The sequence below is a fragment of the Phenylobacterium sp. genome, assembly GCF_013822795.1.
Lineage (GTDB): Bacteria > Pseudomonadota > Alphaproteobacteria > Caulobacterales > Caulobacteraceae > Phenylobacterium.
The window spans coordinates 14,669-41,539 of record NZ_PNLB01000001.1; the positions used below are offsets into that span (position 1 = coordinate 14,669).

Consider the following 26,871-nt stretch of genomic DNA (forward strand, 5'->3'; position numbering starts at 1 on the left):
CCTATGGGGGAGGGTCAGGTGCGCTGGGCGGCGTCGTCCGGCTGGGCGGTGGCGAGCCACTCGATCTCGCGGACGATCCTGTCGCGTTCGTCCGGGGGGAAGTGGTGGAAGTCGAGGAATTCGAGGAACTTCAGCCCCTCGACGGCGAGGTAGGCGAGCAGGGCGCCGCGCGGCGAGGCGGCGGTGCCGAGCACGCGGGCGATAACGTCGGCCTGGTTGGCCTGCATCTTCCGGCGCAGGGCGGGGTCGAGGGCGAGGGCGGCGCTGAGGTTCAGGGCGACGGCGCGGAAGTCTTCCGGAGGCGCGTGCGCGCCGCCGCGGATCCGGCCGCGGATGGCCAAGCTGTCCTGATCGCCTAGCTCGGCTTCGAGCGCCGTGTGACGGGCGTTGTCGGCCAGGAAGGAACGGTCCACGACCGCTTCGATCAGCGCCTGCTTGGTCTTGAAGTCGTAGATCACCGTCGCCTTGCCGACGCCGGCCTCCTTGGCGACGGCGTCGAGCGTGAGGCCGGCCGCGCCGTCGCGGGCGACGACGCGCTCGGCGGCGTCCAGGATGACCTGCTGATCGATGACGCGTTTGCGGCCCACGGGGTGTTCCTATTTATAACCGACCAGTCGGTTATAAATGAAAGCGACCGCATGTAAACACGCCAGGGCTCAGGCGCAGGGCCTAGTCGACGATGTCGACGACGGCCCCGACGGCGCCTCCGATGGCCGCGCCCTTGCCGGCGTTGCCTGACAGGCTGCCAATTCCCGCCCCGACGACGGCGCCGGTGGCGGTGGCGCAGGCGGCGAGCATCGCGCTCAGGGCGATCGCCGCGACGGTGAGACCGAGCTTCTTCATGTCGGCGGTCCTACTTGGCCGGAGGAAATTGCGGTTTGGCGATCTCGCGCCAGACCACGGAAAGGACGGGCTTGTTCAGCTGGGTCGGGTTGGCGCGGTACCAGCCGTCGACCACGCGGATGGCTTCCTCGAGATCGGTGTGCTTGAGGCCGCGTTGGGCGGTCCGCGAGAAGGTTTGCTCGGCGCCCGGCATGTTCTTGGCGTCCCATGCGGCGCCGACCGAGATCATGTTGGAGACGCCGGCGAGATAGGCGCGCTGCTGTTCGATCGAGGAGCGCTTCCAGTCGTTGCCGTCCGCGAGGTGGGTGAGGATCGGCTGGGCCGCGGCGGGCCAGGCCGCCAGCAGCGCGGCTGCGACGAAGAGGGGGATGCGGCGACGCATACGCAGTCCTTCCTTCAGGGCGACGGCTCTAGTCCCGCAGCTGTACGACGGCGTCGCTTGAAGGTGGATCGGGCGAAACCCGCAATGCGGGGCGCGGCGGGCCCGACGCCTTGGGCGGACGAGCGCGCTTAGGAGCGCAAGCCCGTGGCCCGGTAGGCGAACAGCCTGCCGAGGCGATCGCGCAGCAGACCGTCGGCGACCAGGAAGGCCCGATACGCGACCAATGCGACGGCGAAGCTCAGCCCCAAGGCCACGGCGATGTTGACTAGATCGTGGAGGTCGAGCGGGCGCAGGAAGTGGAGCACGAACGAGTGCAGCAGATAGACGTAGAGCGTCGCCATGCCGAGGGTGGCGGCCAAGCGTCCAAGCCAACGCGGCGCCGGGATCGACAGGCGCAGCGCCAGGATGGCCAGCGCCGCCGAGATGACGCAGAGGACCTGGGGCGTCAGGTCGATCTGGCCCAGCAAGGCCAGGGTCACGATCGCCATGACCACGGTGATGGCGGTCTGCCGCACGCCCTGCATGGTTTGCAGCAGCCAGCCGAGCACGAAGATGCTGAAGGCCTCCGGCAGGCCGCGTTGGCCGACATAGGGAAGGCCCGGCCCGTGCTCCACAAGCGCCAAGGCCGCCAGCGCCAGGGCCAGCAGCCCCGAGACCACCAGGCCTGATCGCCAGGGGTGCGTCGCCGCTTGCCGCCGCAGTGGTGGAACGGCCGTGACCAGCGCCATGGCCGCCACGATCTGGGCATAGAGGCTGACGAACCAGAACGGGCCGAGCAGGGAGCCGAACATCAGAGGCTCGTAGTTGCCGACCAGCAGGAGATAGCTGAGCGGCGGCGGTTCACGCAGCACTCCGTAGACCGCCAGCAGCAGGAAATAGATCGGCACGATCGGGTAGAGCAGGCGCTTGGCGAAGCCGACGGCGTCGCCCTCGGCGATCTGCCGCAGTTGGAAGCGGCCCATGGAAAAGCCCATGACGGCGATCAGCGCCAAGGTCCCGCCATACAGGGGATAGTCGCTGGCGTGCTGGGCGACGACGAGCGAGATCGCCACCAGCCGCAGCAGCAGGTCGGTGTCGATCCGGGCGCGCGGCGGCTTGGCGGTGTCGGCCGGGGCCAGGGCCTCGAGCTCTGCCAGGGGCATGTTCTCCCATCCGGCCGGGGCGCGGCCCAGCCGGTCCTCGAGCGCCATCTGCATGATCAGGTAGCTGAGCGAGTCGCCGCCCAGGCTGGTGAAGCTGTCCTGGGGGCCGACGCTCGCGCTGCGCGTGGCCTCGCGCAGGATCGCGGCCAGGCTGACGGAGGCCGCGGCCTGGCGGCGGGCGGCCAGCGCCGCGTCGGCCACGCCGGCGGCGATCTGCTCCAGCGCCTTGTGGTCGATCTTACCGGACGGCAGGAGCGGCGGTTCGGCCAGCGGCGCGGCGGCGATCTGCGCCGCCGGCAGGTCGTAGAGCCCGGCGATGAGCGTCCGCGCGGCTTCCACCTGGCCCTCGTCGCGCACCAGCAGCACCAGCCGGTCGCCGTCGGCGACGGCGTGGCCGCGAACACCGGCCTCGTTCAGGGCGAGTTCGATCTGATCCAGGCTGAGGCGCAGGCCGAAGAGCTTCACGAAGCGCTTCATCCGGCCGACGATACGGTAATAGCCCTCAGCCGTGCGCTCGGCGATGTCGCCGGTCCGCAGCTGCGGCGCGCCCGGCGGCGCGGCCAGCCCGGCGCGTTCGAGCGCGTAGCCCATCATCACGTTGGGGCCTTCATAGACCAGCTCGCCCGGCTGACCGGCGCCGGCGATCTCGCCGCCCGCTTCGTCCGCCAGCCAGATCCGCCCGCCCGGGATCGCCTGGCCGATGGTGTCGGCGGCGCCGGGCAGGGCCGAGGGCGGCACCCAGGAGATGCGCGGCGCAGCTTCGGTCTGGCCGTACATCAGCATGAGGTCCCAGCCGGCGCCGCGTCCGAGCGCCGAGAAGCGCCGGACTAGTTCTGGGGCGAGCCGGCCGCCGGCCTGGGTGACATAGCGCAGGCTCGGCAGTTCGGTCCCGGAGAAGGCCGCGGCGGCCAGCAGCTCGAATTGGTGCGGCACCAGGGCGAGGCTGGTCACGCCGGCCGCCCGCGCTTCGGAGAAGAAATCTGGATCCGACACCGAGCGGTCGGTCAGCACCAGGGCCGCCCCGACCGCGAGGTACGAGTTTAGGACCGACAGGCCGTAGGAGTAGAAGAGCGGCAGGGTGGCGGCCGCGCGGTCGTCGGCGGTCAGGTTCAGGTACTGCGCGATGGACGCGGCGTTGGCGGCGATGTTAGCGCCCGAAAGGCGGACGAGCTTCGGGTCGCCGGTGCTGCCCGAGGTCGACAGGAGTAGCGCCAGGTCGGGATGCGGCCGCGGCCAGGCTGCGTCCTGCCAGCCGGCGCGGACCTCGGCGACGAGCTTCCCGGCGGCGTCGGTCTTCAGGTGGATGTCGGGCTTCCACACCTCGTGGATGCGGCTGTCGGCCAAGCCGGGCTCTTGGAGCAGGATCGGAAAGCCGGCGCGCAGGGCGCCGAGATAGGCGGCGATCGCCTCGGCGGTGGTGGCGAAATCCAGCAGCACCAGCGGCACGGAGCACGCGGCTAGCGTCCGCAGGGCCTGCGCCCAGGTCTCGGCGCTCTGCGAGAGCGTCCGATAGCTTGTCTCGCCGTCCGTGGCTGAAATCAGCGCCGGCCGGTCTGGGTCGACGACATCCAAGGTCCAGAATGGCCGCATCGCTACCCCGAACTGCACCCCGCTGAAGCGCAACTCCACATTGGACCGATAATCCGTTCTTTGGCTAGGCGCCCCCTGGCGGCTGCGCCTCTCCGGGAATCGCAGCGCCCCCGAGATGCCTCGGGGGCGCTGTTCAGTTGGGCGCCGGCAGGACCTCAGGCGAGGTCGAAGCGGTCGGCGTTCATCACCTTGGTCCAGGCGGCGACGAAGTCCTTGACGAACTTCTCGCCGGCGTCGGCCGAGGCGTAGACTTCGGACAGCGCGCGCAACTGGGAGTTGGAGCCGAACACCAGGTCGGTGCGGGTGGCGGTCCACAGCTCCTTCTTGCTCAGCCGGTCGGTGCCGACGAACACCTCGTCGGCGTGGCCGTCGACCTCCTTCCAGGCCGTCTTCATGTCGAGCAGGTTGACGAAGAAGTCGTTGGTCAGCTTGCCGGGGCGGTCGGTGAGCACGCCATGCGCCTTGCCGCCGGTGTTGGCGCCCAGCACCCGCAGGCCGCCGACCAGGACGGTCATCTGCGGCGCCGAGAGGCCCAGCAGTTGGGCGCGGTCGACCAGCAGTTCCTCGGTCGGGACGTTGAAGGCCACCTGCAGGTAGTTGCGGAAGCCGTCGACCCGAGGTTCGAGCACCGCGAAGCCTTCGACGTCGGTCTGGTCTTGCGAGGCGTCGGTGCGGCCTGGCGTGAACGGGACCTCGATCTTGTAGCCAGCGTCGGCGGCGGCTTTCTCGACCCCGACCGAACCGCCGAGGACGATGAGGTCGGCGATCGACACGGCTTTGCCGAAGCCGGCCTTGATGTCCTCATAGGCCTTGAGGACCCGGGCGAGCTTGGCCGGATCGTTGACCTCCCAGTCCTTCTGCGGCGCCAGGCGAATGCGCCCGCCGTTGGCGCCGCCGCGGTGGTCGGAGCCGCGATAGGTCGAGGCCGAGGCCCAGGCGGTCGAGACCAGATCGGCGACCGAAAGACCCGAGCCGGCGATCTTGTCCTTCAGCGCCTTGATGTCGGCGGCGTCGATGACCGGGCCGCTCTGGGCCGGGATCGGGTCCTGCCAGATCAGGTCCTCGGCCGGCACTTCCGGACCGAGGTAGCGGGCCTTGGGCCCCATGTCGCGGTGGCAGAGCTTGAACCAGGCGCGGGCGAAGGCGTCGGCGAAGTGAGCCGGGTCGTCGCGGAACGCTTCGGAGATCTTCCGGAAGCCCGGATCGATCTTCAGCGCCATGTCGGCGGTGGTCATCATGGTCGGCACGCGGCGCTCGGGGCTGTGGGCGCCGGGGGCCATGTCCTCGGGCTTCTGGTCGATGGGCTGCCACTGCTTGGCCCCGGCCGGGCTGCGCACCAGCTCGTACTCGTAGTCGAGCAGCATGTGGAAGAAGGTGTTGTCCCACTTGATCGGCGTGGGGGTCCAGGCGCCTTCCAGGCCCGAGGTGATGGTGTGGTCGCCCATGCCGCTTTCGTGGCCGCTCTGCCAGCCGAGGCCCTGCTGGGCGATGTCGGCGCCCTCGGGGGCGGCGCCCACCTTGGCCGCGTCGCCGGCCCCGTGGGCCTTGCCGAAGGTGTGGCCGCCCGCGGTCAGGGCGACGGTTTCCTCGTCGGTCATGCCCATGCGGTGGAAGGTCTCGCGGATGTCGCGGGCCGAGGCCAGAGCGTCGGCGACGCCGCCGGGGCCTTCCGGATTGACGTAGATCAGGCCCATCTGGATCGCCGCCAGCGGGCTTTCCAGCACCATGTTCTTCTCAGGCTGGATACGGGTCTCGTTGCCTTCCTGGCCGACCCACAGCTCCTCGGTGCCCCAGTAGACGTCGCGCTCGGGCTCCCAGACGTCGGCGCGGCCGCCGCCAAAGCCGAACACCGGCCCGCCCATGGACTCGATGGCCACGTTGCCGGCCAGGATCATCAGGTCGGCCCAGGACAGGTTGGCGCCGTACTTCTGCTTGATCGGCCAGAGCAGGCGGCGGGCCTTGTCGAGGTTGCCATTGTCCGGCCACGAGTTCAGCGGCGCGAACCGCTGCTGGCCGGCGCCGGCGCCGCCGCGGCCGTCGCCGCTGCGATAGGTCCCGGCGCTGTGCCAGGCCATGCGGATGAAGAACGGGCCGTAGTGGCCGTAGTCGGCCGGCCACCAGGGCTGGCTGTCGGTCATCAGCGCGGTCAGGTCGCGCTTCACCGCCTGATAGTCGAGCGCCTTGAAGGCCTTAGCGTAGTTGAAATCCTCGCCCATCGGATCGCCGGTGCGGAGGATCTCGAGCGAGAGATGGTTGGGCCACCAGTCGCGATTGGTGCGTCCGAGCAGCGAACGCAGGGCGCCGCGTTCTTTGCGCGGGTCATTGAGCGGGGTTGCGTCATCCATGTCGAAGTCCTCCCGTAACGGCGATTTCCGGAAAGCGTAGGCCCTGGATTTCGCGCTGGCCAATGGGAAAACTTTGTCGTTTCCATCGAGACAATCAATGGAACCGAATAAATGCGCCGGGTTCGGTCAATATCCTTGCGGCCCGCCATGCGATCGCCGAAGGTCGGCGACCGAAGGTTGCGGATGCGCGTTGCTCGCGCGACGACGGGAGGTCAGGTCCATGGTGTGGCGACGCGTTCCGACGGCCATGGCGCTGGTGCTGGCGGCGGCATCACCGGCCGCCGCGCAGGAGGCTCCGACCATTCTCGGATGGACGCTCGACAGCGTCCGAGCCGGGGTGAGCTATGCGCCCGACTATCTCGGATCCGACGATTACAAGCCCTGGTTCACCGGCGCGGTGGTGCTGTCGCGGCGCGATGCGCCCCCGACCCCGAGCGGCGCGCCCGACGACGGGGTGAGCCTGGGCCTGTTCGACACCGGGCCGGTGACCTTCGGAGTGGTCGGACGCTGGCGTTCGGCGCGGGAGGACGAGGACGATCTGCGCGGGTTCGAGAAGATCGATCCGGCCGTGGAGGCCGGCGGCTTCGTCAATTGGTGGGCGACCGACTGGCTGCGGCTGCGGGCCGAGGTGCGCCGCGGGTTCGGCGGCCACGAGGCCTGGGTCGGCGACCTGGGGGCCGACGCCGTCATGCGCGGCGAGCGCTGGACGCTGACCGCCGGGCCGCGGATAGACTGGGGCGACGACGACTTCACCAGCACTTACTTCGCGGTCACGCCGCTGGACGCCTCGCGCAGCCCGCTTGGGCTCGCCGCCTATTCGCCAAGCGGTACGTCTTGGTCGCCCGGCCTGGTGGCCAGCGCCAAGTATCGGCTGACGCCGCGTTGGAGCGTCGAGAGCGTGGCCACCTACTACAAAATCACCGGCGACGCCGCCGACAGTCCGATCGTCGAGCAACTGGGTTCGGACGATCAATTCAGCATCAGTCTCAGCGGCCGCTACACGCTGGGCAACTGAAGCACCTTGCGCAGCGAGGCCTCGATCTGGCCGCCGCAATAGGCCTCGCCGTAGTCGCGGCGCGCACGGGCGGCGAGCTCGGCGAGCGGCGGTAGCGCTGAGACTCGCCGCGAGAGCGCCGCGGTCATCGGGGCGGCGTCCTCAAGCATCGCGCCGATGGCGGGAAAGCGGTCGGTCATAGTGGTCCAGAGGACGGCGGTGACGACGTCGGCGATCCCAGGGGCTTCGCCGCCCAGCAGATGGCCGGCCTCGGCGGTCAGGCCGTGACGGCGGCCGGTCTCCTCCCAGAACGACATCCACTTGCGCAGGCGCGGTTCGAACTCGCGCCAGCGGTCGGGCGTCCACATCAGCCGGCCCCCATCGAGGGTGAGGTCGTCGATCACGTCGTTGGCGTCGGCGACGACCTTCAAGGTGAGCGCGCGCAGGACGGGCGTGCGGGGCAGGAGGTCCAGGGTCTCGCCCAGATAGAGGACGATGGCCGGGGTCTGGGCGACGGCGACGCCGGCCGGGCGGTCGATCAGCAGCGGCGGGCCCATGAACGGGACCGGCAGGTCGCGGGCCGGCGAGTCCATCAGCCTGCCGATGGCGGCGTCGCCAGCCTCGGTCCAGTCCTGGCCAGCATGGGCGAGGATGGCGCGTATGAACTGGCCGCGGAACGGCACGGACCAGTAGTAGAGCTCATAGTCGGGCATGGCGGGGCTCCGAGGGCGTGACGGCTAGAACGCGGCCACGCCCGCTGCGGATGCGCTAGTCCGGCAGGGCGAAGGCCACGACCTGGTCGCCGCGCTTGGTGTCGCCCTTGGCGTGGCCGCCGGCGGCGATGACGACGTACTGGCGGCCCTTCCAAACGTAGGTCATCGGGGTGGCCTGGCCGCCGGCCGGCAGGCGGCCCTTCCAGAGTTCCTGGCCGGACTTGGCGTCGAAGGCGCGCAGGTAGTTGTCCATCGCCGCGCCGATGAACACCAGGCCCGAGGCGGTGGCGATCGGGCCGCCCATGTTGGGGGTGCCGACCCCGCGCATGACCAGCTGGGAGCCGGGCGCCAGGTCGCGGGTCGTACCGAGCGGGGTGCGCCACAGCACCTTGCCGGTGGTCATGTCGACGGCGGTGAGCAGGCCCCAAGGCGGCGGGTTGCAGGGCAGGCCCAGCGGCGAAACCAGCAGTTCGCGACGCATGCCGTAGGGCGCGCCGGCCTGAGGGCTGATCTCCAGATCGGGATGGGCCTGTTTCTCGCCGGCGACTTTTTCGGCCGGGATCAGGGTCACCTTGTGCAGGGCCGAGGAGGTGTTGAGGAACGCCACGCCGCGGCGCTGATCGAAGGCCAGCCCGCCCCAGTTCGAGCCGCCGCCGGTGAACGGGTAGAGGATCGTCCCCTTGGTGCTCGGCGGGGTGTAGAGCCCCTCGTTGCGGGCCCCGGCGATCAGCTTGCGGCAGGCGTCCTTGTCCCAGGGCGTCAGGCCGAAGGCGTCGTCAGGGGTGATGCGGTTGGGAGCCAGCGGCGCGGGCGCGACCGGGAAGGGCTGGGTCGGGGAGAGCACCTCGCCGACCTCGCCGCCTTGAGGGACCGGACGCTCCTCGACCGGGATGATCGGCTGGCCGGTCTCGCGGTCGAGAGTGAAGACCAGGCCCTGCTTGGTGGCCTGGATCACCGCCGGCCGAACCGGGCCGCCGCGGTAGCCGAGCATGGCCAGGGTCGGCTGGGCCGGGACGTCGTAGTCCCAGACGTCGTGGTGAGTGGTCTGGAAGGCCCAGGCGACCTGGCCGGTCGCGGCATGCACGGCGACGACGGAGTTGGCGTGGCCAGCGGCGCCCGGCCGCGCCGCGCCGTAGAAGTCCGGGCTGGGGCTGGAGGTCGGCAGGAAGACGAGGCCGCGGGCAGGGTCGGCGGACATCGGGGCCCAGACATTGGCGGCGCCGGCGACGACGCCGGGGCCGGCCGCCTGCAGCGGGTCATAGGTCCAGCGCAGGGCGCCGGTGACCGCGTCGAAGGCATGCACCGCTCCGGGCGTCTCGCGGACCCGCTGGTTGTCGTCGATCGACGAGCCGACGACGACGATCCCGTCGATGACCACCGGGGCCGAGGTGATCTGGGCGCCGCCCGGCCGCGCCAGCTGCGCGCCCGGCATGGCGTCGACCTGGCCGCCTTGGCCGAAGCTGGCGCAGGCCTGGCCGGTGGCGGCGTCGAGCGAGAACAGCCGCCGGTCATTGGTGGCCATGAAGATGCGCTCGGCGCAGGGGGCGTTCGCCGGCGCGGCCGGATCGCGCCAGTAGGCGACGCCGCGGCAGTTAAAGCTGTTGGGATAGCGGGCGGCTGCGTCGATCTTCGGGTCGAAGGTCCAGAGCGCCTTGCCTGTGCCGGGGTCGTGGGCGCTGGCGACATTGAACGGGCTGCAGAGGAAGAGCCGGCCGCCGGCCAGGATCGGGGTGGCCTCGAACGCGGCGCGCTGGACCGCGTCGGCGTGGCTCTGCATGTGGCCGGTGGAGTAGCTCCAGGCGACCTTCAGCCCCTTGACGTTGGCAGGGGTGATCTGGGCGGCGGGCGAGAACCGCTGGCCGCCGGCGTCGCCGCCGTAATAGGGCCAGTCGGCGTCCGGCGCCGGGGCGGTCGGGGCTGCCGGCGGGCTGCAGGCGACGAGGGCGAGGGCGGACAGGGCCGGGAGGGCGAAACGCTGGATCATGGGCCGAAGATCGGCTCGGCCCCGGCCTTGGGAAGCCCCCTGGGACGAGCGGCGAGCCGGGCGGGGCGAGCGGTTCGGCCAGGCGCCGGAGCGGTCGGGACAGGAACAGAGCTGGACGAGTTTTTCACGGACGGCGCGCCTAGGGTTTCTACCGATGGTGAGCGCTCGCCGATGGAGTGACAATCGTAGCCATCAGAACGGATCGGGCCGCCCGGCCCTTGCCGAACCGAGAGACCGACTATGCGGACCACTCCGGCCATCGTCAGTTCCATCGCGTTTCTACTTGCAGGGCCCGTCCTAGCGCAGCAGACGCCCGCGCCTTCAGCGGCCCCCGCCGCGGCGGCGCCGGCGGCCGGGGCGGAACTGCCGCCGCAGGAGGTCGAGGAGGACGCCCTGAAGGCGCTCAAGCGCATGGGGGCCTATCTGGACACCCTGAAGACGTTCGGGATCACGGCCAATACGACGATCGACGTCGTCACCAATGACGGCCAGCGCCTCCAGCTCGACGGGGTGACCAACTACAAGGTGCGGCGTCCCAACGGCTTCGTCATCGATATGAAGAGCGACATCAAGAAGCGGACGTTCTTCTATGACGGCAAGACGTTCACGGTCTCTGCGCCGGAGCTGAAGTACTACGCCACGGTCGATGCGCCGGCGACGAACGCCGCCACCCTGGACGCCATCTACGACAAGTACGGCATCGCGCTGCCGCTCGAGGATCTGTTCCATTGGAGCGGCGACAAGACGCGCGAGGACAAGCTGATCTCGGGCTTCGTCGTCGGGCCGGCGACCATCGACGGCGTCGAAACCCAGCACTACGCCTTCCGCGAAAAGGACATGGACTGGCAGATCTGGATCCAGCAGGGCGCCAAGCCGCTGCCGAAGAAGCTGGTCATCATCGACCGCACCGATCCGACCGGTCCGACCTATGTCGCGCGGCTGAACTGGGTCGAGAACCCCACCTACACCCAGCAGGATTTTGCCTTCACGCCCGCGAGCGACGCCAAGCCGATCAAGTTCATGGCGGCGCGTTGAGGAGGATGCGGCGATGACCAAAGCGCCTCTCTACCGAGCCACCCTCGCCACCGCGATCATCTCGATCGTCTGCATGGCGGCCTTCGACAGCTATGCCCGCGGCCGCGGCGGCGGCGGGGTCCGCGGCGGCGGCATGTCGAGCATGAGCCGCGGCTCGTCGATGAGCCGTGGCAGCATGGGCGGCGGCTCGCGCAGCAGCATGGGCTCGGCGCCGCGGCAGAGCAGCTCGATGAGCCGTGGCAGCGCTGGTGGCAGCCGTGGACAAGGCGCCTATTCCAGCGGCCGCACCGGAGGCGCGCAGGGCGCCTACGCCGGCAGCCGACCGGCAGGAGGTCAGCGCGGGGACGCCGGCAGCCGACCCGCGGTCGGCCAGGGCGGCAATGCAGGCTATCGTCCCGCCGGCGGCGAGGGGGCTTTTGCAGGCAATCGTCCAGCCGGCGGCCAGGGCGCCTATGCCGGGAACCGGCCCGGGGCAGGGCAAGGCGGCCGAGCGGACGCCGGCCAAGGGACGCGCGGCGACGGCATCCGCAACAGCGGCAACAACGTCAACCGGGGTAACGTCAACGTCGGCAACGACATCAATATCGACGGCGACAACGACTGGGGCTGGGGCGGCTGGGACGACCATCCGATCGGCGCCGGCATCGCTTTGGGCACCGCCGCGGCGGTGACCTCGGCGGCGATCTACGGGTCGATGTACTACTCGCTGCCCTACGGCTGCTCGCCCTACTACAATTCGTACTACTCCTGCGGCGGCATGTACTACGAGCCGCGCTACGAGGGCGATACGGTGGTCTATGTGACGGTGCCGGACCCGGCTCAGCCGCCGCCCCCGCCGCCCCCGCCGCAGTAGGTCGCCCATGGTCATCCATATGCTGCGGATCGCGCTGGCGGCCAGCGCCCTGGCCCTGGCGGCGCTGCCCGGCGTGGCCGCCGCGCAGGCGGCCCCGAAACCCGACCCGACCCCGCCGGTCCCGACGTTCAAGCGCAGCCTGGCGTCGTTTTCGAAGTCGAACGCCCAGCAGTGCTTCGACCGCAAGACCGAACCCTATACCGGCGTCACAGACGCCCACTTTCATCCGCGGCCATTCGGCGGCCCGGCGATCGAGCCGACGACGCTGTTCCAGTACTTCGACAAGGCCGGCGTACGGTTCGTGACCTATATGGGCATCGGTCAGTCGCTCGATATGAAGTCGGACTGCACCTACTACCTGAACTGTCCGGGGGTGGCGGCGCAGCCGAGCATCAAGAACGACTTCGTCAACGCCCAGGAGGTGAAGGTCTACCCGCACGACAACGTCCACATCACGCTGTCGATGACGTTCGTGGACCTGGCCCATCCCGAGGGCGCGGTGGAGACCATCAAGCTCTACGACCGGGAGTTCCCGGGCATGTTCGGCTGGATGGGCGAGGCCAACGTCATGAAGCAGGCCCTGGTCCAGAACGGCTTCGAGCCGCCGACGCTGGAGAGCATCGACCGCTGGGCCCCGTTCATGAAGGTGCTTCAGGAGCGCGGCATCCCGATCACGCTGCATGCCGACCTGGGCAACGACGCCAACCCGACGCAGTTCGTGCCGCTGATGCAGCACGTGCTGAAGACCTATCCGAACAACAAGATCGTCTGGGCGCACATGGGGCTCTCGAAAGAGCTGACCAAGATGGATCCCAAGCTGCATGTGGCGATCATGCGCAAGGCGCTGGATACCTATCCGAACCTCATGCTCGATATATCGTGGGACGTGATCTACAACGCCTACCACCAGTACGGGCAGGACTTCATCGACTTGTTCGACGCCTATCCGACCCGGATCCTGAACGGCACGGACTTCGTCGCCGCCGGCGACAAGACGTTCGAGCAATACTGGAAGGAACGGGAGATCACGAGCCGGGTGAACCGGCGCCTGAACGACGAGGCGTTCCGCAACATCGCGCTGGGTGAGAACTACTTCCGGCTGCTGAACCTGGATTACGTCGCGCCGCCGATCTGCCGCGCCAGCCGCTAGCCTCAGAACGCCAGCGAGAAGTCGGTGACGAAGGTGAAGCCGTTGCCGCCGACCGGGATGGGATAGGCCGTGTAGCCGACCGGCGAGTTCTTGACCCACAGGCCCATCATGTTCACGCGCAGATCGCGGCGCTGGAACGGGAAGTAGTTCAGGCCGAGGGCGAGGTCCCAGGGATCGCCGTACTGGCCGAAGATCTGCGACCCCGAGGCGTAGAGCATCAGCGTCTTGGGGATGACCATGGCCGAGGCTTGCAGCGAGTAGCCCTGGTCGAAGAAGTCGTCGCGGGGGAGGACGCCCTCGACCTTCAACGGATCCAGCCACCGGGCGTAATACTCGCCCTCGAGCGCGAAGCCCTTGTATTTGAAGGCCGCGTCCAGGGCCATCATCTGGTAGCGGACCTCGGTGATCCGCCCAGTCCCGAAGGCGGTGGCGTTGAAGATCAGGGTCCCGTCGGACAGCCGGATCTGGGTGTTCTCGATCGAGTCCGTGGCCGGCTGCGACTGCGGCGTCTCGGTGCTCTGCGTGAAGTGGGCGCTGAACAGGGTCGCGAGCTTCTGGTGATCCTCGAAGTCGCCCATGCCGTTCGCCGGGCCGAACTCCTTGGTCGTCGGCATCCAGGTCAGCGCGCCGGAGAAGGTGTCGATGTTGGCGTCGAGCTGGCGGGCCTGGACGCCGAGCGCGCTGAGGTTATTGGCGAGCATCACCCGGTATTCGAGACCGTCGATGATCTTGCCGTCGGCCCAGATGCCTTGCGTGTAGGACCCGCGGAAGAACTCGTCGGCGATGGGCCGATTGTCGTTGCGCAGCCAGTAGGGGAAGGTGCGGTTGGTCGAGCGGGTCGAGGGCACCGACTGGATCCCGAAATAGGCCCGGAAGTGCTCGTTGAAGGTCCAGTTGAGGTTGCCGGCGGCGACCACCTGGGCGCCGAGCCCTTGGCTGGCGTTGGACGTCCAGACATAGGCGTTGTAGCCGAACCGCGGATCGAACAGCCAACCGCGTAGGGTTATCTGCACCTTCGCCAACTGGAAGTCCTCGCGCGGGGTGACGTCGAAGGGCTGGCCGAAGCTGCTCGTATAGGTGTCGTCCATCCCGTCCTGGTTCAGGTAGCGCAGGTAGCTGACCAGGCCGAGGTTCACCTCGCCGATGTCGGAGCGCATCAGGATCAGGCCCTTGCCGGGCTCGAAGCCGCCCCACTTGGCGCCTTTCGGCGGCGCCTCGGCGCGCTGGCTGGGCTTGAGGTTCGGTTGCGTTTCCGGCGCCGCCAATTCCGCCGCGGGCGTCGCCGGCGACGGATCGCCGGCCACCAGGCTGAACTGGCGTGAGAGCGCGTCGATGCGCTGGGCCCGGACTTCTTCGGCGGCCTTGGCGGCGGCCGACTCCGCCTTCAGCGCCGCGATCTCGCGGCGGATGTCGGCCAGGGCCGCGTCCGAGGCGCCAGGCGGCGGCGGGGCGAGCGCCGTGGCCTGGGCTTCATCGGCCGCAGCTGCTGGGCTGCTGATCGCCAGGAGCAGGGACGCGCCGCAGCAACTGGCCGCCAGCGCCCTGCGCGTTCCTCCCCCGATACGCATGATTTTCTCCGACTAGACCGGGCGCACTGCGTACGGATTGCCGTCGAGGGCGTTGGAGATCGAGGTGATCGCGCGCTGGCCGCGGACGCTGTTGCCGGCCGCGTCGAGCGGCGGCGCAAAGGTGCCGATGCCGAACTTGCCGGGCGAGACCGCGATGATCCCGCCGCCGACGCCGCTCTTGGCCGGCAGGCCGGTGTGGAACAGCCACTTGCCGCTGTCGTCGTAGAGACCGGCTGTGGCCATCACCGCGAGAATGCCGGGCACGTGGCGCGGATCGATCACCTGCTTGCGGGTGACCGGGTTCTTGCCGCCGTTGGCCAGGGTGGCGGCCATCACCGCGAGGTCCTTGGCGTTCACCGCGATGGCGCACTGGCGGGTGTAGAGGTCGACCGCCTGGGCCGGGTCGCCAGGGAACCGCTCATAGGCCGACATCAGTTGGCCGATGGCGCGGTTGCGCTGGTTGGTGTCGGCCTCGGACTTGTAGACCACCTGGTCGACGTCGAGCTGGCGGCCGGCGAAGTCGCTGTGGATGCCGAGGATCTTGCGCCAGACCTCGTCGGCGCTCCCGCCCTTGACCATGCCGGTGGTGGCGATGGCCCCCGGATTGACGAAGGGATTCATCTCCTTGCCCTTGTACTGCTCGACGGCGGTGATCGAGTTGAACACCTGGCCGGTGGCGTCGACGCCGATGCTGTTCTCGATCAGCGCCTCGCCGGATTCCTGGAACACCAGGGCCAAGGTGAAGACCTTGGAGATCGACTGGATCGAGAACTTCGGCTCGATGTCGCCGACGAAGGACGACTTGTTGGTCGGGGTGACCAGGCCGATCCCGAAATAGTTCGAGGGCACCTGGGCGAGGGCCGGGATGTAGTCGGCGTTCTTGCCCTCGTTCAGGCCCTTGAACTCGGCGTGGGCGGCCTTGACGGCGGCGTCCACGTTGGCGGGGGCCGCGGGCGCCGACTGGGCGAGCGCCGGGCCGGCGGCGGAGGCGGCGGCCATGAAGGCGAAAGCCTTGGCCAGGTCCCGCCGGGAAGCGTTGGTTTGCATGATCGAGTGCTCCCAGATCAGCGGAAGTCGTTGCTGGAGAAGGCGTATTTGAACGAGATCTGGAGGCGGTAATCCTCGCCTTCCTCGCCGTCCTTGTCCTCGCGCGTGCCCCACAGGAACTCGCCGCCCATCATGATCTTGTCCGAGGGCGTGTAGAGCAGGTTCACCGAGGCGTACTGCGCGGTCTGGAAGGCGGTCCCTTCCTGGAAGTTGGTGTTGTCGACCTGGACGCGGCTGTAGCCGATCGACGAGCTGAACTGATCGTTCCAGTAGTGGTCGTAGTAGGCCATCATCCCGAACAGCGGGACGACGTCGCCACGCAGGCCGATCGGCGGAAGCTCGCCGGGCGCCGGCGGTGGCGCATTCAGGCGGTCGGCTTCCGGCGCCAGGTCGGTGCCGCCGTCGTTCATGTAGGTGGCGATGCCTTCGCCGTAGACGGCGCTGAGGTGGATGACGTCCTTCTCGAGCAGCTTGATGTTCGAGGAGAGGTTGACGCCCCAGCCGGTCTTGCTGTCGGAGGGCTCGTTGTTCGGCGTGCCGGCGGTCTCGAAGCCCACGCGGCGCAGGATGCCGGCGACCTGGACGTGGCCCCAGTCGGCCCCGTAGCGCCAGTGCGCGGTCAGGTCGGGAAGTTCCTCGTCGCCCTGCAGGCCGGAGGCGATATCGGAGTCGATCAGGCGGACGTTGCCAGGGTCGATGTCGTTGCTAGGCAGTTCCAGCGCCACGGCGATCTGATGGCCGCCGGTCTTGTAGGTGTAGCGGATCTGCGGGGTCCGCACGAACACCATGCCGTTGGGGCCCCAGTAGTCGATGGTGTTGGGGAAGGTGTCGCCGTCCATGAAGACCGAATTGGTCTGGCCGGCCAGGATCGGGCCCCATTCGCCATAGGCGTGGCGCAGGCGGAAGGTGGTCTGCCCGGCGTCGTCGCCGACCCCGTAGAGGTCGAACTCGAAGCGGACGAAGAGGTCGTTGCCGGCGATCGGCTGGTTGGCCCGGACCCCGAGACGGCTTTGGCGAGCGCTCAGGATGGCCTGGCCGTCGTCGCCGTAAATGCCGTCGACGGTGGGGATCTTCGATGGCCGCAGGGTCGCGTCCCAGTCGGGGTGAACCCGCTTGAAGTCCTGAACGTAGTCCAGTTGAGCGAAGCCATAGACTTCGAAATTCGGTGCGTCCTGCGCGTGTGCGGCGCCCGCGAAGCCAAGTCCGGCGGCAGCAGCCGCGAATGCACAGCGACTCAATGGTCGGTTCAAATACTGAACCATCACCAGCCCTCCAGTTGTCGCTCACCTGCCGAGCGCAGCCGGAACGTTGAAGCTCAGGTATCGCTGTGGCTATCAGGTGGATCACGGAGAAAGCTGTGCCTGGGCTGGGGAGAGGGCGCAGCTTCAGGCGTCTAGAACGAGTACCGAACGCGGATGGCCAGAATGTTGAAGGTCTGGCCGATCTGCACGCCGACCGGAGGCGTCGCCGGCGGCGGGCCGAAGGGCTCGGGATCGGCAAGGCCGGCGGGATTCAGTCGATCGACGTCGACGTGGAGATAGTTGGCCATCAGCCGGACCCGAGGCCGGGGGTACCAGAGCAGCGCCGCCCCGAGGATCTGCTGGCGGCCGCCGCGCACGCCGCCGGCGGGCGTGGGCTGGCCGGCCGCGCCCTCGTGGTCGTTGAGGTCCATGACGCTGTAGCGAAACGCCAGCTCCAAGGCGCCCCAGCCGCCGCTGCCGATTGGGGCGAGCGGCTTGGGAATGGCGAAGGCGGCGAGTGTTTGGTCGAAGCGCCGGGTCTCGCCGGTGAGGATCCAGCTGCCCTGCACGTAGTAGCCGCCGAAGCGGGGATCGCCTCCCGGGCCGTGGCGGTCGACGCCGAACAGGAAGCCCTCGGCCTGGAGGTAGAAGTTCCGGCGCTGGGCGGCGAACTCGAGTCCGACGACCTGGGCCCGGTCGGCGTTGATCTCGCCGGTGTCGATCAGCGGTGTGTCGTCGACGTCGATCTCCGGCGTGTTGAGAAAGCGGACCGGGAAGCGTTCGGGCCGGCCGGCGTCCTGCTCGCTGGCGGGCGCCAGGACGAACGTCCCGTTGACGCCGACGTGGAAGCGATAGTCGTTCTGCGCTTTGAACGCCCGGGTGTAGCGGCCAAGGATCGCCGCCCGCGGCGCGTAGTCCTCGTCGGCGTCGAGCTGGGGCCCGGTCAGGCTGAGCGCGATCATCGAGCCGGGCACGACGCGCCTCATCGTTACGCCGACGCGGCCGTCGCCGCCGCCGAGCGAGCGGGCGAGGTCCGCGGCGGTCGCCCGTTCGAGGAACAGGTTGCTGTCCGAGCTGGTCGCGCCCTCCATGTTGGTCGGTGGCGAGAAGGCCCCGACGCGGATCGAGTAGGGCTTGCGAAGGTAGCTGGCCCAGACCTCGGCGATGCGCGCTTCGCCGGCCTCGTCGGCGTCGCCGAACTCGAACATGGCGCGATAGGCGAAGTGTTCGCCGTGCGATCCCTCCCAGCCCAGGCGCGCGCGCCGCAGGTAGGAGCCGTCGTTGAGGTTGCGCGCGCCCAGCGGGTCGCCGAGATGCACGCCGCCGCGTCGGAAGTCGCTTTCCGGCGGGCCTTCGGCGGCCTGATCGTAGATCGCGCCGTCATACTGCAGATAGCCGTGGAAGGTCCAAGGCCCGAGCTGGAAATCGAGGTCGAGTAAGGAGCCCAGCGAGAAGCCGCCGCTGTCGGTGGTCTGCGCGTCGGCCGCCGGTTGGAGGGGCCCGGCCGCCGCCGCCGCGGGGGCCGCCGAAGCCTGTTCGCCCGCTACCACCGCTGCGAGCGCGGCGCTCGTCGTGGCAATGGCGTACACGATCGCCGCTCTCCGACTGGTGGAGGGCGAGCGTCGAGGAACCCGAGCGGGCGCGACATAGGGTGAATACCTGAAGGGGGTGCGCGAATAACCTCCAGCGTTCACGGCTGGCCGGCAGGGCGAACACCGGTCCCCCACCGTGCGGAGGCAGGCGAGCTGGGCCGGATTCGGGATGGCGATGAGTGGCGCCGATCCTGAACCAGCCGGTGGTGTGGAACGTTAACTGTCCCAGTCGCGAACGGTCCTGCCGGGGCGCACGTGGGCCACGCTCGCTCGGAGGGCTGTGGGATGAGCTATTGCAAGGCGGCGGTCGCCGCACTCGGTTTGGCGCTGTTGGCCAGTGGCGCGCAGGCCGCGCCGTTCGAAGCCGTCAGCTTCAAGAAGGGACAGAGCGCGCTGGTCTACGACGTCGGCAGCGTCCGGCGCGAAGGGGCGATCGCGCAGGCCTGGGTCTATCAGATCGTCGCCCACCCGATGGACGGGGCGAGCATGGTGGCGACCTACCGCGAGTTTTCGTGCGCCATGCGCCGCACCCGGGACCTGTCCCGTCGCTTCGTCTCGCCGGACGGCCAGACCCTGCGCGCGGTTGAGACGCCGGGCGAATGGCAGGACGTGGCGGCCGGAGACGAGCGCTACGACCTCATGCAGCAGGTCTGCATCGGCAGGCCGCAGCGCATCGCCGGCCAGCAGATGTCGGTGTTCGACTTCCAGACCGTCGTCCGCGACGCCCTGGGCGCCCGCTAGGCTTCACATTCCTGCACGCAGCGATGACCGATCCGCACGCGCGGTCATCGCGCGCTTGCGCGCCCGCGCCCGGCTGGCCACGGTGGCGCGATGACCACCTGGATCGACCAAGCCGAGCTGACGGCCATGGCCCAGCGCCAGTCGGGCCTGGAGATCCTGCGTCAACTCTATCCGCCCGAGCGCGTCGCCCACGTCGAGACGCTGGAGTTTCTGCCGGTCGAGGAGGGGCTGTTCTGCTCGCTCAACGCCTGGCGGACTGCGGCCCCGGCCACCGATCACACGGTGGTGCGCAATTCCATCGGGCTGCAGTTCGTACAGGCCGGATCGGTGCGCCAGACCCTGGCCGGGCACGGCCGCTACCTGCACGCCGGCGCGCGGGTCTGCCTGACCACCTTTCCCAAGGAGACGCGGCAGGTACGCCGCTACGGCGCGGGGTTGGACGTCAAGTACATCGGCGCCTGGGTGGCGCCCGATCTGCTGGTCGATAAGTTCGGATTGGAGATCGAGGCGCTGCCGGAGCCGCTGGCCGCGTTCTTCCGCGGCGAGACCAGTCAGCCGTTCTGCATGAGCCTGCCGCTGCCGCCGCGGCTGTGGCTGGCGCTCGACGAGGTGTTCGCCAGCGGCTTCTCCGGCAAGCTGCGCCAGACCTACCTGGCCACCAAGATGACCGAGCTGGTCTGCGAACTGACCGCCTCGCTGGGAGGGGCGCCTGCGCCGGCGGCGGGCGCGGCCGGACAGGCCGAGCTGTCGCCGCGCGAGCAGGTGCTGATCGAGACCGCGGCGATGATCTACATGCGCGAACTGGCCGCGCCGCCCTCGGTGGACGCGCTGGCCGCGCGCATCGGCCTGAACCGCAACCGGCTGTCGGCCGGGTTCCGGCAGGTGTTCGGCTGCACGCCGCACGACTATTCCAAGCGCCAACGCATGGACTGGGCCCGGCGGCTGATCCTGGATGGAACTATGCGGCTCGGCGAGGTCGCCCAGGCGGTCGGCTATGCGAGCCGATCGAGCTTCAGCCGCGCCTTCACCGACCACTTCGGATTTTCCCCCTCGGCGGCGCCGTCCGCCGGGCCTCTTGAGTAAAGGACCTGGCATGGCTGGCTTTGTGATCGTCAACGCGCGGCTGCTCGACCTCGAGGCCGGGGTGCTGCGGGGCGGCGCTTCGCTGCGCACCGAGGGCGACAAGATCGTCGAGGTGGCCGAGGGCGGGCGCGAGATCGCCGCCGGCGACGGCGTGACGGTGATCGACGCCGGCGGCCGCACCCTGATGCCGGGGCTGATTGACGCCCACGTGCACGCGGCCCTGACCACCATGGACTTCGCGGCCCTGGCCCGGCGGCAGACCTCGTGGCGGGCGATCGAGACCAAGTACATCCTGGAAGGCATGCTGGCGCGCGGCTTCACCACGGTGCGCGACGCCGGCGGGCTGGATCCGGGCATCGCCAATGCGCTGGATCGCGGGCTGGTGAAGGGGCCGCGGGTGTTCCGCTCGGGCCGGGTGCTGAGCCAGACCGGCGGGCACGGCGACAGCGACCTGCCGCAGGAGAGCCCGCAGCTCTGCGCCTGCTCGATCCGTTCGTCCTACTTCAGCCACGTGGCCGACGGCCCCGACGCCGTGCGCAAGGCTGCGCGCGAAGAGCTGAAGTCCGGAGCGCACCAGATCAAGGTGATGGCCGGCGGCGGGGTGGCGACGCCCTCCGATCCCATCGACATGGTGCAGTACACCGAGGAGGAAATCCGCGCGGCGGTCGAGGAGGCGCGGGCGCGTCGCACCTACGCCTTCGCTCACGCCTACATTCCCGAGGCGATCGAGCGGGCGGTGCGAGCCGGCGTGCGCTCGATCGAGCACGGCAACCTGATCGACGCGGCCTCAGCGCGGGCGATGGCCCAGGCCGGCTGCTACCTGGTGCCGACCCTGGTGACCTACGACCAGATCGCCGAAACCGGCAAGCAGCTGCGCTTCCCGAGCGAGAGCCTGCGCAAACTGGGCGAGGTGCTGCACGCCGGGGTCGGGGCGGTGGAGATCGCGCTGGAGGCCGGGGTGAAGGTCGGGTTCGGCACCGACCTGCTGGGCGAGACCCATCCGGCCCAGTCCAAGGAGCTGCTGCTGCGCGCCCAGGTGCAGAGCAACGCCGACGTGCTGCGCTCGGCGACCCTGGTCAACGCCGAGCTGCTGCAGCGCCAGGGCCAGCTGGGCGAGCTGGCGCCCGGAGCGTTCGCCGACCTGCTGCTGGTCGACGGCGACCCGTTGGCCGATCTCAACGTGCTGTGCGGGCAGGGCGAGCGCATCGACCTGATCATGCGCGGCGGCGTGCCGGCCAAGAACGCGCTGTGAACGGGGCGGTGCGCAGCGTGATCCGCTTCACCGTCAAGCCGGGGCGCGAGGCCGAGTTCGAGGCCGCTTTCGCCGCCTGCGGGATGCTGACCCGGCCGCGGGCGATCGAAGGGTTCGTCGAGGCCGAGCTGGCGCGCGGCCTGGAAAATCCGAGCGAATACCTGGTGATCGGCCGCTGGGCCGATGCGCTCGCCTACGCCGCCTGGCAGGCGCGTTCGCTGGAGGGCGTCACCGCGGCGCAGCGCCAGGCGCTGCTGGAGACCTTGGTCGATCCGAGGCCCGGCGCGGCCTATGCGGTGGTGGCGTAGAGGCGCTTGCCGGGTTAACTCCCCTGCATGGCGAAGACCAAACAAAGCGACGAATTCGAGATCGAGGTCGACGGGGAGCCCTATGTCTGGTGGCTCCACCGGCGGCCGCAATGGTCCAGCGACACTGCGAAGTGGCGCGGCATGGCGATCGCCGTGCGTCACCAGGAAGGCAAGCGCGAGGCGGTGCTGGAGTTTCCGCCGGGGCCGCAGCCCCGGTTCGGCGCACCGCAGCTGCAGGCCTCGCAGATCGCGCGGCCGCTCGTGGCGACGGCCATCGCCTCGGCCGTCGCCGCCGGCTGGGAGCCGCTGTCGCGCGGCAAGACTGTGACGATCGTCGTGGACGAGACCGGCGGCTGAACCACACGCCCCCGCCTAGGCGAGGGCGTGTCGTCAGAGATGTCGGGTCAGGCGACCACGCTGCGGCGGCGAGAGGTGCGGATCATCGCGCCCGCCGCCCCGAAGCCGACGATCATCATCGCCCAGGTCGCCGGTTCCGGCACCGGGGACAGCGGGGTCGAGACCGACACGTTGTCGACGAAGGTGTTGTACCTGTCGTTGTACGCGGTGAACACGAGCGCATCCGAGCCCGAGCCCATGACGACGGCGGAGATCTGCTGGAATCCGGTCGTGACCTGATCGGTCACGGAGAAGATGCTCACGCCGTTCCAGGTCACGTTGAACCCGTTGGCCGAATTGCCTTGGGCGTTGTACCAGAAGCTCAGGGCGTAGGACTGTCCGGACGCCGTCGCGAGGACCTGCGAGAGGGTGTTCGGGCCGAAGGAGTAGCCCTCCATCTGAGCGGAGTACGTTCCCTCCTGGACGGTATGGCTGACGATCGTCTGAGGGTAGGAGACGGCGTTCGTCGTCCAGCCGGAATAGTCGCCGGCCTCGAAGCCGCCATTGACCACCAAATTGGTGGCTGCGTCGGCGGCGCCTGGGGCCAGGGCGAGCGCCATGGCGAGGCCTGCGGCCGCATTTCTCAAAATCTCGAATCGCACGTGCAGCCCCTCCCGAGCATGGTGAACGCTGCCGCTACCATGCTAGGGCGAGAACTAAAACGGCGTTCGCCTAATGCGGGTGTGCGGAGGCGACGCCTCAGCTTTCCTGATGCAGGGTCTTGGCGGCCGGCTGGGCGGCGGCCAAGTCTTCGTGTTCGGCGTCGCGCACGGCGCGCGAGACGTTGAGGCGAGTGAACAGCTGGCCCTGAGCGTCCGCCAGGATCGCCTGGGCCAGTTGCTTGGCGCGCGACAGGTCGCTGCAGACGCCGAGCCCGACGATGGTCACCTCCGGACCTTCAAGCGCCAGCACGGCGAAGTTGCCCGCCGTCGGCGTGTGATGATCGCTCTCCGGCCAGGCCCGGAAGCGGTAGGCGGCGCCCGAAGCGCCCCGGAGTTCAACAAATTCACGCATCAACACTATCCAAGCGCCCAACAGGCGCCAATTTCCAGAACTATCGAACCGGTGAATCACCGATCCACGAACAGGAGCCGAACCGGCGCATGGCGGAGTCTATCGAGCGCTTTCTGCGCCGTCGCCCCACCATCTCCACACATGCGCCACTTGGCCGCGTGTTCAATGTGCTGCGCGAGACCTGGCGCCTGGACGACGACCCCAAACGCACGACCCCTGATAGCGGTTTCATCGCGACAGGGCGATCTGCTTCCGAGGCCGCCGATCTGGCCCGTGAGTGGACGGGGCGGTTCGCCCGGCACGGGTTCGACAAGGCCTCTGGCGCCTGGTGGGCGGTGGAAGGCCCGCACATACACCGCATCACCGTCGCGCCGCGCCGGCGCCGCTCGATCGGCCTGGCGCTGGGCCTGGGCGCCGCCGGCCTGGCGGCCGTGCTGGTCGCCCGCGGCGCTTCGGGGCGCCGCGGCGGCCGTTAGCAGGCGTAGCGCCGCTCAATGATCACCCGACGGCCGATGTACGGATCATAGACCCGCTCGCGGCTGACGCAGCTGCGCGGGGCGTAGCCGTAGCCATAGGCGTAGGGCTGGGCGTAGCCGCCGTTGTAGCCGTTGTCGTAGTAGCGCGAGCCGTACGAGCCGCCGCCATACGAGCCGCCAGCGTAGCCGTTGCTGTAATAGCCGTTGTTGTAGCCGTTGTTGTAATAGCCGCGGTTGTTGTTGGACCCGGCGATGGCGGCGCCGAGGGCCAGGCCTAGCACGCCGCCGACGATGGCCGCCGCCGCCGCGTCGTTGTTGTCGTGGCCGCGATGGTAGCGATAGGACTCGGCCTGGGCCGAACCGGCGCTCGAGACGACGGCGCCGGCCGCCATGACCGCCGCGATGGTCGCTGTCAGGAGCTTTTTCATGCTCGCCTCCTTCCGGCCTCGCTCCGAGATGGGGAGGCCAGGTTCAGGCGACAGAATCGCAAAATCACGCTGAACGCGGGCTGAATGGGCCAGCGCGGCCTTAAGACCGAGGCGCGGTCTCCGCTGGATGGGGCAGGGCGTGGGCGCTCCAGGGATCGCCGCGCGGCGTGACGACGGTGAAATCCGGGCCGGTGAGCAGCCACACCATCGCGCCGGCATGCGGCTCGGCCGAGGGGCTGCGGTTGGCGAACGTCGGCGTCTCGGCGGCCGGGGCCGAGGCGATCGCGACGATAAAGACGGTCGTTGCCAGAACCTTCATCTCAGAACCCTTGCTGTCCCGTCACCGGGTAATCATCAAGATTCCGTCCCTCACGCGGGGTTGTGCGAGATGCCGGCGCGGCAATCCAGTCAATTCAACTCTGTCATGAAAGTTTATCGCGACTGCGATGCTCAGAAGCGCGCAGTGACTGCTGATTGGGCGTCGCGCGTCCACGGTGACGGTTGCGGCGGCGATTGTGATTTCCCCGTCATCTGCTCGCCATGTTCGCACAGTTAAGCGTTCCGCCTTTGCGCTCGGCGTTTTCGGGCGCGTGTTGGACGGAGCAGACGGTGAAAGCATTTTCCATGGCGATCCTCGCGGCGGCGGCGCTGGGACTGGCGGCCTGCGGCGAGAAGACGGCGGGGGCGCAGGGCGGCGACCCGAACGCCGGCCTGGATGTCGCCATCCGCAGTTGGCACGCCGAGCTGAAGGCCAACGACCCGCAGTGCAAGGGCAAGCCTGACGGCGAGCAGTGCCGGGCGTTCGAGGTGGCTTGCAAGGGTCTGCGCGAGGTGAGCTCCGACGAGGCGGCCCACGGCATGACGGCGAAGATCGGCGCGGCCATCGGTTGGGAGGCCTGGGACGGCGCGCGGTCCGAATACCGCCCGACCTCGGCGACGGCGGAGTTCCAGAAGGTCGGCGGCGAGTGGAAGCGAGTGGCCACCGGGCCGGTCAACCTGTCGACCTGCGTGGCGTCCTAGAGTTCGCGCCGCGGGTAGTCGCGCAGGACCGGGTCCTGCGCGGCGCAGTCGAGGATCCACTCGCGGAAGGCCCTGATCTTGGGCGCGCGGGCGCGGTCGGCGCGATAGGCCAGCCAATAGGCGCCGCCATAGTGGGCGACGGTCTTGAACGGCATGACCAGGCGTCCGGCGTCCAGGTCGGCTTGGAAGAAGAAGGGGCAGGCGAGGGCGACGCCTTGGTCCCCGAGGGCTGAGGCGATCTCCACGGTCTGGCTGTCGCCGATGATGCGCGGCGTGCGGAGGTCGGCGGCGTCGCTGCCGCCGACGCCGACGGCCGCGAACCAGATCGCCCATTCCTGCGGCGAGCCGATCAGCGGCGCGTCGAGCAAGTCTTCCGGGCGCGTCAGGCCCCCCAACCGCTCGCGCATGGCCGGTGTGCAGAGCGGGGCGTGGATGTGGGGGAACAGGTAATGGCTTTCGATGCCGGGCCAGTCGCCTTCGCCTGAGCGCAGGGCGACGTCGAAGCTCTCGTGCGCGAGATCGACCAGGCGTGTCGAGGTGTCCAGGCGGACCGCGATCGACGGGTGCTTGAGCTGGAACGAGCCGATCCGCGGCGCCAGCCACTGGTTGGCGGCGGTGGCCAATGAGGTGATGGCGAGCACGCCTTCGCCGACCTCGGTGATGTCCTGCAGCGCCGTGCGCAGGACGCCGACCGCCTCGCTGGCGGCGCGCGACAGCCGCTCGCCGGCGGTGGTGAGCACGACCTCGCGCGGCAAGCGTTGGAACAGCGCCTGGTCGAGCCGCTTCTCCAGGGCCTTCACCTGCCAACTGACCGCCGCCTGGGTGATCCCCAGCTCCTGCGCGGCGCGCGTGAAGCTTCGAAGCCGGGCGGCGGCTTCGAATACGCGAATGGCGCTGAGCGGGATGGAGGCGAGGATGTCTGACATAAGGTGTGCTAATGCATAGAGCAGGAGGACGCGTTTGTCATCGATCATCGTTCCGCCGATCTTCCCCTTACGGAAAAGCGGTTGGAGCGGATCAGAACCATGGAAGAGCTGCACAGAATCCATAAGGACGTTCCCTTCGGCTGGGTCCTTTGGCTGCAGGAGATCTTTGGCCAGGCGGCGCGCAAGCGCGCCGTGCGTGATGGGCAGGTCGGAGCGCGGAAGGCGGCGGGGGGCGGCTATGTGCCGGGCGACCTGCACTGCCTGTCGGGGCCGCACTAGGCGGTTGACTGCTTGCGAACAAAGAGTGAACATGCTGGCGGTCCCGAAGGAGAACCGCCAGCATGAAAGCCAAGATCAGCCTGATCGGCTTGGGCGTGCGCGACTTCGCCGTGTCGCTGGCCTTCTACCGGGACGGCTTGGGGTTCCCGGTTCACAATCCCCAGGAGGGCGAAGACTTCGCCATGCTCGCTTTGGAGGGGACGTGGTTGTCGATCTATCCGCGTGACAAGCTGGCGGAGGACGCCATGGTTCCGGCGGGTGGAACCGGGTTCAGCGGCTTTTGCCTGGCGCACAACGTCGGCTCGAAGGCCGAGGTGGACGCGGTGTTCGCGCACGCAGTCGCAGTCGGCGCCAGGCCGGTGAAGACGCCGCGTGACGTCTTCTGGGGCGGGTATTCAGGCTATTTCGCCGATCCGGACGGCCACCTCTGGGAGGTGGCCCACAATCCGTTCACCGACCTGACGTGAGA

29 protein-coding genes are annotated in these 26,871 nt (G+C 69.1%); 13 read left to right on the forward strand and 16 right to left on the reverse strand.

Going from position 1 to position 26,871, the window contains the following annotated elements:
* Positions 1–14: 14 nt before the first annotated feature.
* The 5 genes from C0481_RS00060 to katG form a co-directional block, all read right to left on the reverse strand.
* A complete protein-coding gene (locus C0481_RS00060; protein WP_293399154.1) occupies positions 15–587 on the reverse strand; it encodes a TetR/AcrR family transcriptional regulator in 573 nt (190 codons plus the stop codon).
* A gap of 82 nt (positions 588–669) precedes the next feature.
* Complete coding sequence (locus C0481_RS00065; protein WP_293399156.1) at positions 670–843, reverse strand: hypothetical protein; 174 nt, start codon at positions 841–843, stop codon at positions 670–672.
* Positions 844–853: 10 nt separating this feature from the next.
* The gene (locus C0481_RS00070; RefSeq protein WP_293399159.1) at positions 854–1,225 is read right to left on the reverse strand and encodes a hypothetical protein; all 372 of its coding nucleotides are present in this window, start codon (positions 1,223–1,225) and stop codon (positions 854–856) included.
* A 128-nt stretch (positions 1,226–1,353) separates the two neighbouring features.
* Positions 1,354–3,996, reverse strand: coding sequence for an AMP-binding protein (locus C0481_RS00075; RefSeq protein ID WP_293399162.1), 2,643 nt, complete (start codon positions 3,994–3,996; stop codon positions 1,354–1,356).
* 116 nt (positions 3,997–4,112) lie between these two features.
* Entirely contained in the window at positions 4,113–6,302 is a 2,190-nt protein-coding gene (gene katG, locus C0481_RS00080; RefSeq protein WP_293399165.1) for a catalase/peroxidase HPI, read from the reverse strand.
* A 220-nt stretch (positions 6,303–6,522) separates the two neighbouring features.
* On the opposite strand from katG, the gene C0481_RS00085 reads away from it, so the two are divergent.
* On the forward strand, positions 6,523–7,317 hold the full coding sequence (locus C0481_RS00085; RefSeq protein ID WP_293399167.1) for a MipA/OmpV family protein: 795 nt from the start codon (positions 6,523–6,525) through the stop codon (positions 7,315–7,317).
* Here C0481_RS00085 and C0481_RS00090 read toward each other — a convergent pair.
* Positions 7,299–8,009 carry a glutathione S-transferase gene (locus tag C0481_RS00090; protein WP_293399170.1) on the reverse strand — a complete coding sequence of 237 codons (711 nt, stop codon included), beginning with the start codon at positions 8,007–8,009 and terminating at the stop codon, positions 7,299–7,301. The two genes, C0481_RS00085 and C0481_RS00090, sit on opposite strands and share 19 nt — an antisense overlap.
* Before the next feature lie 55 nt (positions 8,010–8,064).
* Complete coding sequence (locus C0481_RS00095; protein ID WP_293399173.1) at positions 8,065–9,993, reverse strand: pyrroloquinoline quinone-dependent dehydrogenase; 1,929 nt, start codon at positions 9,991–9,993, stop codon at positions 8,065–8,067.
* Positions 9,994–10,233: 240 nt separating this feature from the next.
* Between C0481_RS00095 and C0481_RS00100 the strand changes: the two genes are divergently transcribed.
* The 3 genes from C0481_RS00100 to C0481_RS00110 are packed head-to-tail and all read left to right on the forward strand — an operon-like array spanning position 10,234 to position 13,031.
* A complete protein-coding gene (locus C0481_RS00100) occupies positions 10,234–11,028 on the forward strand; it encodes a DUF2092 domain-containing protein (RefSeq protein WP_293399176.1) in 795 nt (264 codons plus the stop codon).
* A 13-nt stretch (positions 11,029–11,041) separates the two neighbouring features.
* The gene (locus C0481_RS00105) at positions 11,042–11,881 is read left to right on the forward strand and encodes a hypothetical protein (RefSeq protein ID WP_293399179.1); all 840 of its coding nucleotides are present in this window, start codon (positions 11,042–11,044) and stop codon (positions 11,879–11,881) included.
* A gap of 7 nt (positions 11,882–11,888) precedes the next feature.
* On the forward strand, positions 11,889–13,031 hold the full coding sequence (locus C0481_RS00110; RefSeq protein WP_293399181.1) for an amidohydrolase family protein: 1,143 nt from the start codon (positions 11,889–11,891) through the stop codon (positions 13,029–13,031).
* Between the two features lie 2 nt (positions 13,032–13,033).
* Here the strand turns inward: C0481_RS00110 and C0481_RS00115 are convergent, their stop codons facing one another.
* From C0481_RS00115 to C0481_RS00130, 4 genes are all read right to left on the reverse strand, one after another.
* Positions 13,034–14,599 (reverse strand): hypothetical protein, encoded by a 1,566-nt coding sequence (locus tag C0481_RS00115; RefSeq protein WP_293399184.1) that lies wholly within the window; start codon positions 14,597–14,599, stop codon positions 13,034–13,036.
* A 12-nt stretch (positions 14,600–14,611) separates the two neighbouring features.
* Complete coding sequence (gene glsA / locus C0481_RS00120; protein ID WP_293399186.1) at positions 14,612–15,646, reverse strand: glutaminase A; 1,035 nt, start codon at positions 15,644–15,646, stop codon at positions 14,612–14,614.
* 17 nt (positions 15,647–15,663) lie between these two features.
* Positions 15,664–16,884 carry a DcaP family trimeric outer membrane transporter gene (locus C0481_RS00125; RefSeq protein ID WP_293399189.1) on the reverse strand — a complete coding sequence of 407 codons (1,221 nt, stop codon included), beginning with the start codon at positions 16,882–16,884 and terminating at the stop codon, positions 15,664–15,666.
* Between the two features lie 155 nt (positions 16,885–17,039).
* Positions 17,040–18,476, reverse strand: a complete 1,437-nt coding sequence (locus C0481_RS00130; RefSeq protein ID WP_293399191.1) for a porin — start codon at positions 18,474–18,476, stop codon at positions 17,040–17,042.
* A 288-nt stretch (positions 18,477–18,764) separates the two neighbouring features.
* Between C0481_RS00130 and C0481_RS00135 the strand changes: the two genes are divergently transcribed.
* The 5 genes from C0481_RS00135 to C0481_RS00155 all read left to right on the forward strand — a co-directional run bounded on the left by C0481_RS00135 (position 18,765) and on the right by C0481_RS00155 (position 22,220).
* Positions 18,765–19,220, forward strand: a complete 456-nt coding sequence (locus tag C0481_RS00135; protein ID WP_293399194.1) for a surface-adhesin E family protein — start codon at positions 18,765–18,767, stop codon at positions 19,218–19,220.
* Positions 19,221–19,310: 90 nt separating this feature from the next.
* Positions 19,311–20,303 (forward strand): AraC family transcriptional regulator, encoded by a 993-nt coding sequence (locus C0481_RS00140; RefSeq protein WP_293399196.1) that lies wholly within the window; start codon positions 19,311–19,313, stop codon positions 20,301–20,303.
* A 10-nt stretch (positions 20,304–20,313) separates the two neighbouring features.
* Positions 20,314–21,555: an amidohydrolase family protein gene (locus tag C0481_RS00145; RefSeq protein WP_293399198.1), complete on the forward strand. Its 1,242-nt coding sequence runs from the start codon at positions 20,314–20,316 to the stop codon at positions 21,553–21,555.
* Entirely contained in the window at positions 21,552–21,863 is a 312-nt protein-coding gene (locus C0481_RS00150) for an antibiotic biosynthesis monooxygenase family protein (protein ID WP_293399200.1), read from the forward strand. Before C0481_RS00145 ends, C0481_RS00150 begins: the two co-directional genes overlap by 4 nt.
* Positions 21,864–21,890: 27 nt before the next feature.
* On the forward strand, positions 21,891–22,220 hold the full coding sequence (locus C0481_RS00155) for a hypothetical protein (protein WP_293399202.1): 330 nt from the start codon (positions 21,891–21,893) through the stop codon (positions 22,218–22,220).
* 47 nt (positions 22,221–22,267) lie between these two features.
* Here C0481_RS00155 and C0481_RS00160 read toward each other — a convergent pair whose 3' ends face one another.
* Complete coding sequence (locus C0481_RS00160) at positions 22,268–22,861, reverse strand: PEPxxWA-CTERM sorting domain-containing protein (RefSeq protein WP_293399204.1); 594 nt, start codon at positions 22,859–22,861, stop codon at positions 22,268–22,270.
* Positions 22,862–22,958: 97 nt separating this feature from the next.
* Positions 22,959–23,273, reverse strand: coding sequence for a hypothetical protein (locus C0481_RS00165; protein ID WP_293399207.1), 315 nt, complete (start codon positions 23,271–23,273; stop codon positions 22,959–22,961).
* Between the two features lie 89 nt (positions 23,274–23,362).
* Between C0481_RS00165 and C0481_RS00170 the strand changes: the two genes are divergently transcribed.
* Complete coding sequence (locus C0481_RS00170; protein WP_293399209.1) at positions 23,363–23,749, forward strand: hypothetical protein; 387 nt, start codon at positions 23,363–23,365, stop codon at positions 23,747–23,749.
* Here the strand turns inward: C0481_RS00170 and C0481_RS00175 are convergent.
* Together C0481_RS00175 and C0481_RS00180 are read right to left on the reverse strand one after the other, a co-directional pair.
* A complete protein-coding gene (locus tag C0481_RS00175) occupies positions 23,746–24,177 on the reverse strand; it encodes a hypothetical protein (protein ID WP_293399211.1) in 432 nt (143 codons plus the stop codon). The genes C0481_RS00170 and C0481_RS00175 overlap by 4 nt on opposite strands.
* A gap of 100 nt (positions 24,178–24,277) precedes the next feature.
* Positions 24,278–24,496, reverse strand: coding sequence for a hypothetical protein (locus C0481_RS00180; protein WP_293399213.1), 219 nt, complete (start codon positions 24,494–24,496; stop codon positions 24,278–24,280).
* Positions 24,497–24,786: 290 nt separating this feature from the next.
* Here C0481_RS00180 and C0481_RS00185 point away from each other — a divergent pair, with 290 nt between their 5' ends.
* Positions 24,787–25,197 carry a hypothetical protein gene (locus C0481_RS00185; RefSeq protein WP_293399215.1) on the forward strand — a complete coding sequence of 137 codons (411 nt, stop codon included), beginning with the start codon at positions 24,787–24,789 and terminating at the stop codon, positions 25,195–25,197.
* Here C0481_RS00185 and C0481_RS00190 read toward each other — a convergent pair.
* Complete coding sequence (locus C0481_RS00190; protein ID WP_293399218.1) at positions 25,194–26,123, reverse strand: LysR substrate-binding domain-containing protein; 930 nt, start codon at positions 26,121–26,123, stop codon at positions 25,194–25,196. The two genes, C0481_RS00185 and C0481_RS00190, sit on opposite strands and share 4 nt — an antisense overlap.
* A gap of 99 nt (positions 26,124–26,222) precedes the next feature.
* On the opposite strand from C0481_RS00190, the gene C0481_RS00195 reads away from it, so the two are divergent.
* Complete coding sequence (locus C0481_RS00195; protein ID WP_293399220.1) at positions 26,223–26,402, forward strand: hypothetical protein; 180 nt, start codon at positions 26,223–26,225, stop codon at positions 26,400–26,402.
* Positions 26,403–26,464: 62 nt separating this feature from the next.
* The gene (locus C0481_RS00200; RefSeq protein ID WP_293399223.1) at positions 26,465–26,869 is read left to right on the forward strand and encodes a VOC family protein; all 405 of its coding nucleotides are present in this window, start codon (positions 26,465–26,467) and stop codon (positions 26,867–26,869) included.
* Positions 26,870–26,871 lie beyond the last annotated feature (2 nt).

What these genes read in the sequence shown, in the direction of transcription:
- C0481_RS00170 (WP_293399209.1), top strand. Translation starts at nt 23,363, where the DNA reads ATGGCGGAGTCTATCGAGCGCTTTCTGCGCCGTCGCCCCACCATCTCC.
- C0481_RS00085 (WP_293399167.1), top strand. Translation starts at nt 6,523, where the DNA reads ATGGTGTGGCGACGCGTTCCGACGGCCATGGCGCTGGTGCTGGCGGCG.
- C0481_RS00070 (WP_293399159.1), bottom strand. Translation starts at nt 1,225, where the DNA reads ATGCGTCGCCGCATCCCCCTCTTCGTCGCAGCCGCGCTGCTGGCGGCC.
- C0481_RS00155 (WP_293399202.1), top strand. Translation starts at nt 21,891, where the DNA reads ATGGCGAAGACCAAACAAAGCGACGAATTCGAGATCGAGGTCGACGGG.
- C0481_RS00090 (WP_293399170.1), bottom strand. Translation starts at nt 8,009, where the DNA reads ATGCCCGACTATGAGCTCTACTACTGGTCCGTGCCGTTCCGCGGCCAG.
- C0481_RS00110 (WP_293399181.1), top strand. Translation starts at nt 11,889, where the DNA reads ATGGTCATCCATATGCTGCGGATCGCGCTGGCGGCCAGCGCCCTGGCC.
- C0481_RS00100 (WP_293399176.1), top strand. Translation starts at nt 10,234, where the DNA reads ATGCGGACCACTCCGGCCATCGTCAGTTCCATCGCGTTTCTACTTGCA.
- C0481_RS00065 (WP_293399156.1), bottom strand. Translation starts at nt 843, where the DNA reads ATGAAGAAGCTCGGTCTCACCGTCGCGGCGATCGCCCTGAGCGCGATG.
- C0481_RS00135 (WP_293399194.1), top strand. Translation starts at nt 18,765, where the DNA reads ATGAGCTATTGCAAGGCGGCGGTCGCCGCACTCGGTTTGGCGCTGTTG.
- glsA (WP_293399186.1), bottom strand. Translation starts at nt 15,646, where the DNA reads ATGCAAACCAACGCTTCCCGGCGGGACCTGGCCAAGGCTTTCGCCTTC.
- C0481_RS00095 (WP_293399173.1), bottom strand. Translation starts at nt 9,993, where the DNA reads ATGATCCAGCGTTTCGCCCTCCCGGCCCTGTCCGCCCTCGCCCTCGTC.
- C0481_RS00115 (WP_293399184.1), bottom strand. Translation starts at nt 14,599, where the DNA reads ATGCGTATCGGGGGAGGAACGCGCAGGGCGCTGGCGGCCAGTTGCTGC.
- C0481_RS00105 (WP_293399179.1), top strand. Translation starts at nt 11,042, where the DNA reads ATGACCAAAGCGCCTCTCTACCGAGCCACCCTCGCCACCGCGATCATC.
- C0481_RS00145 (WP_293399198.1), top strand. Translation starts at nt 20,314, where the DNA reads ATGGCTGGCTTTGTGATCGTCAACGCGCGGCTGCTCGACCTCGAGGCC.
- C0481_RS00195 (WP_293399220.1), top strand. Translation starts at nt 26,223, where the DNA reads ATGGAAGAGCTGCACAGAATCCATAAGGACGTTCCCTTCGGCTGGGTC.
- katG (WP_293399165.1), bottom strand. Translation starts at nt 6,302, where the DNA reads ATGGATGACGCAACCCCGCTCAATGACCCGCGCAAAGAACGCGGCGCC.
- C0481_RS00140 (WP_293399196.1), top strand. Translation starts at nt 19,311, where the DNA reads ATGACCACCTGGATCGACCAAGCCGAGCTGACGGCCATGGCCCAGCGC.
- C0481_RS00190 (WP_293399218.1), bottom strand. Translation starts at nt 26,123, where the DNA reads ATGTCAGACATCCTCGCCTCCATCCCGCTCAGCGCCATTCGCGTATTC.
- C0481_RS00165 (WP_293399207.1), bottom strand. Translation starts at nt 23,273, where the DNA reads ATGCGTGAATTTGTTGAACTCCGGGGCGCTTCGGGCGCCGCCTACCGC.
- C0481_RS00200 (WP_293399223.1), top strand. Translation starts at nt 26,465, where the DNA reads ATGAAAGCCAAGATCAGCCTGATCGGCTTGGGCGTGCGCGACTTCGCC.
- C0481_RS00175 (WP_293399211.1), bottom strand. Translation starts at nt 24,177, where the DNA reads ATGAAAAAGCTCCTGACAGCGACCATCGCGGCGGTCATGGCGGCCGGC.
- C0481_RS00180 (WP_293399213.1), bottom strand. Translation starts at nt 24,496, where the DNA reads ATGAAGGTTCTGGCAACGACCGTCTTTATCGTCGCGATCGCCTCGGCC.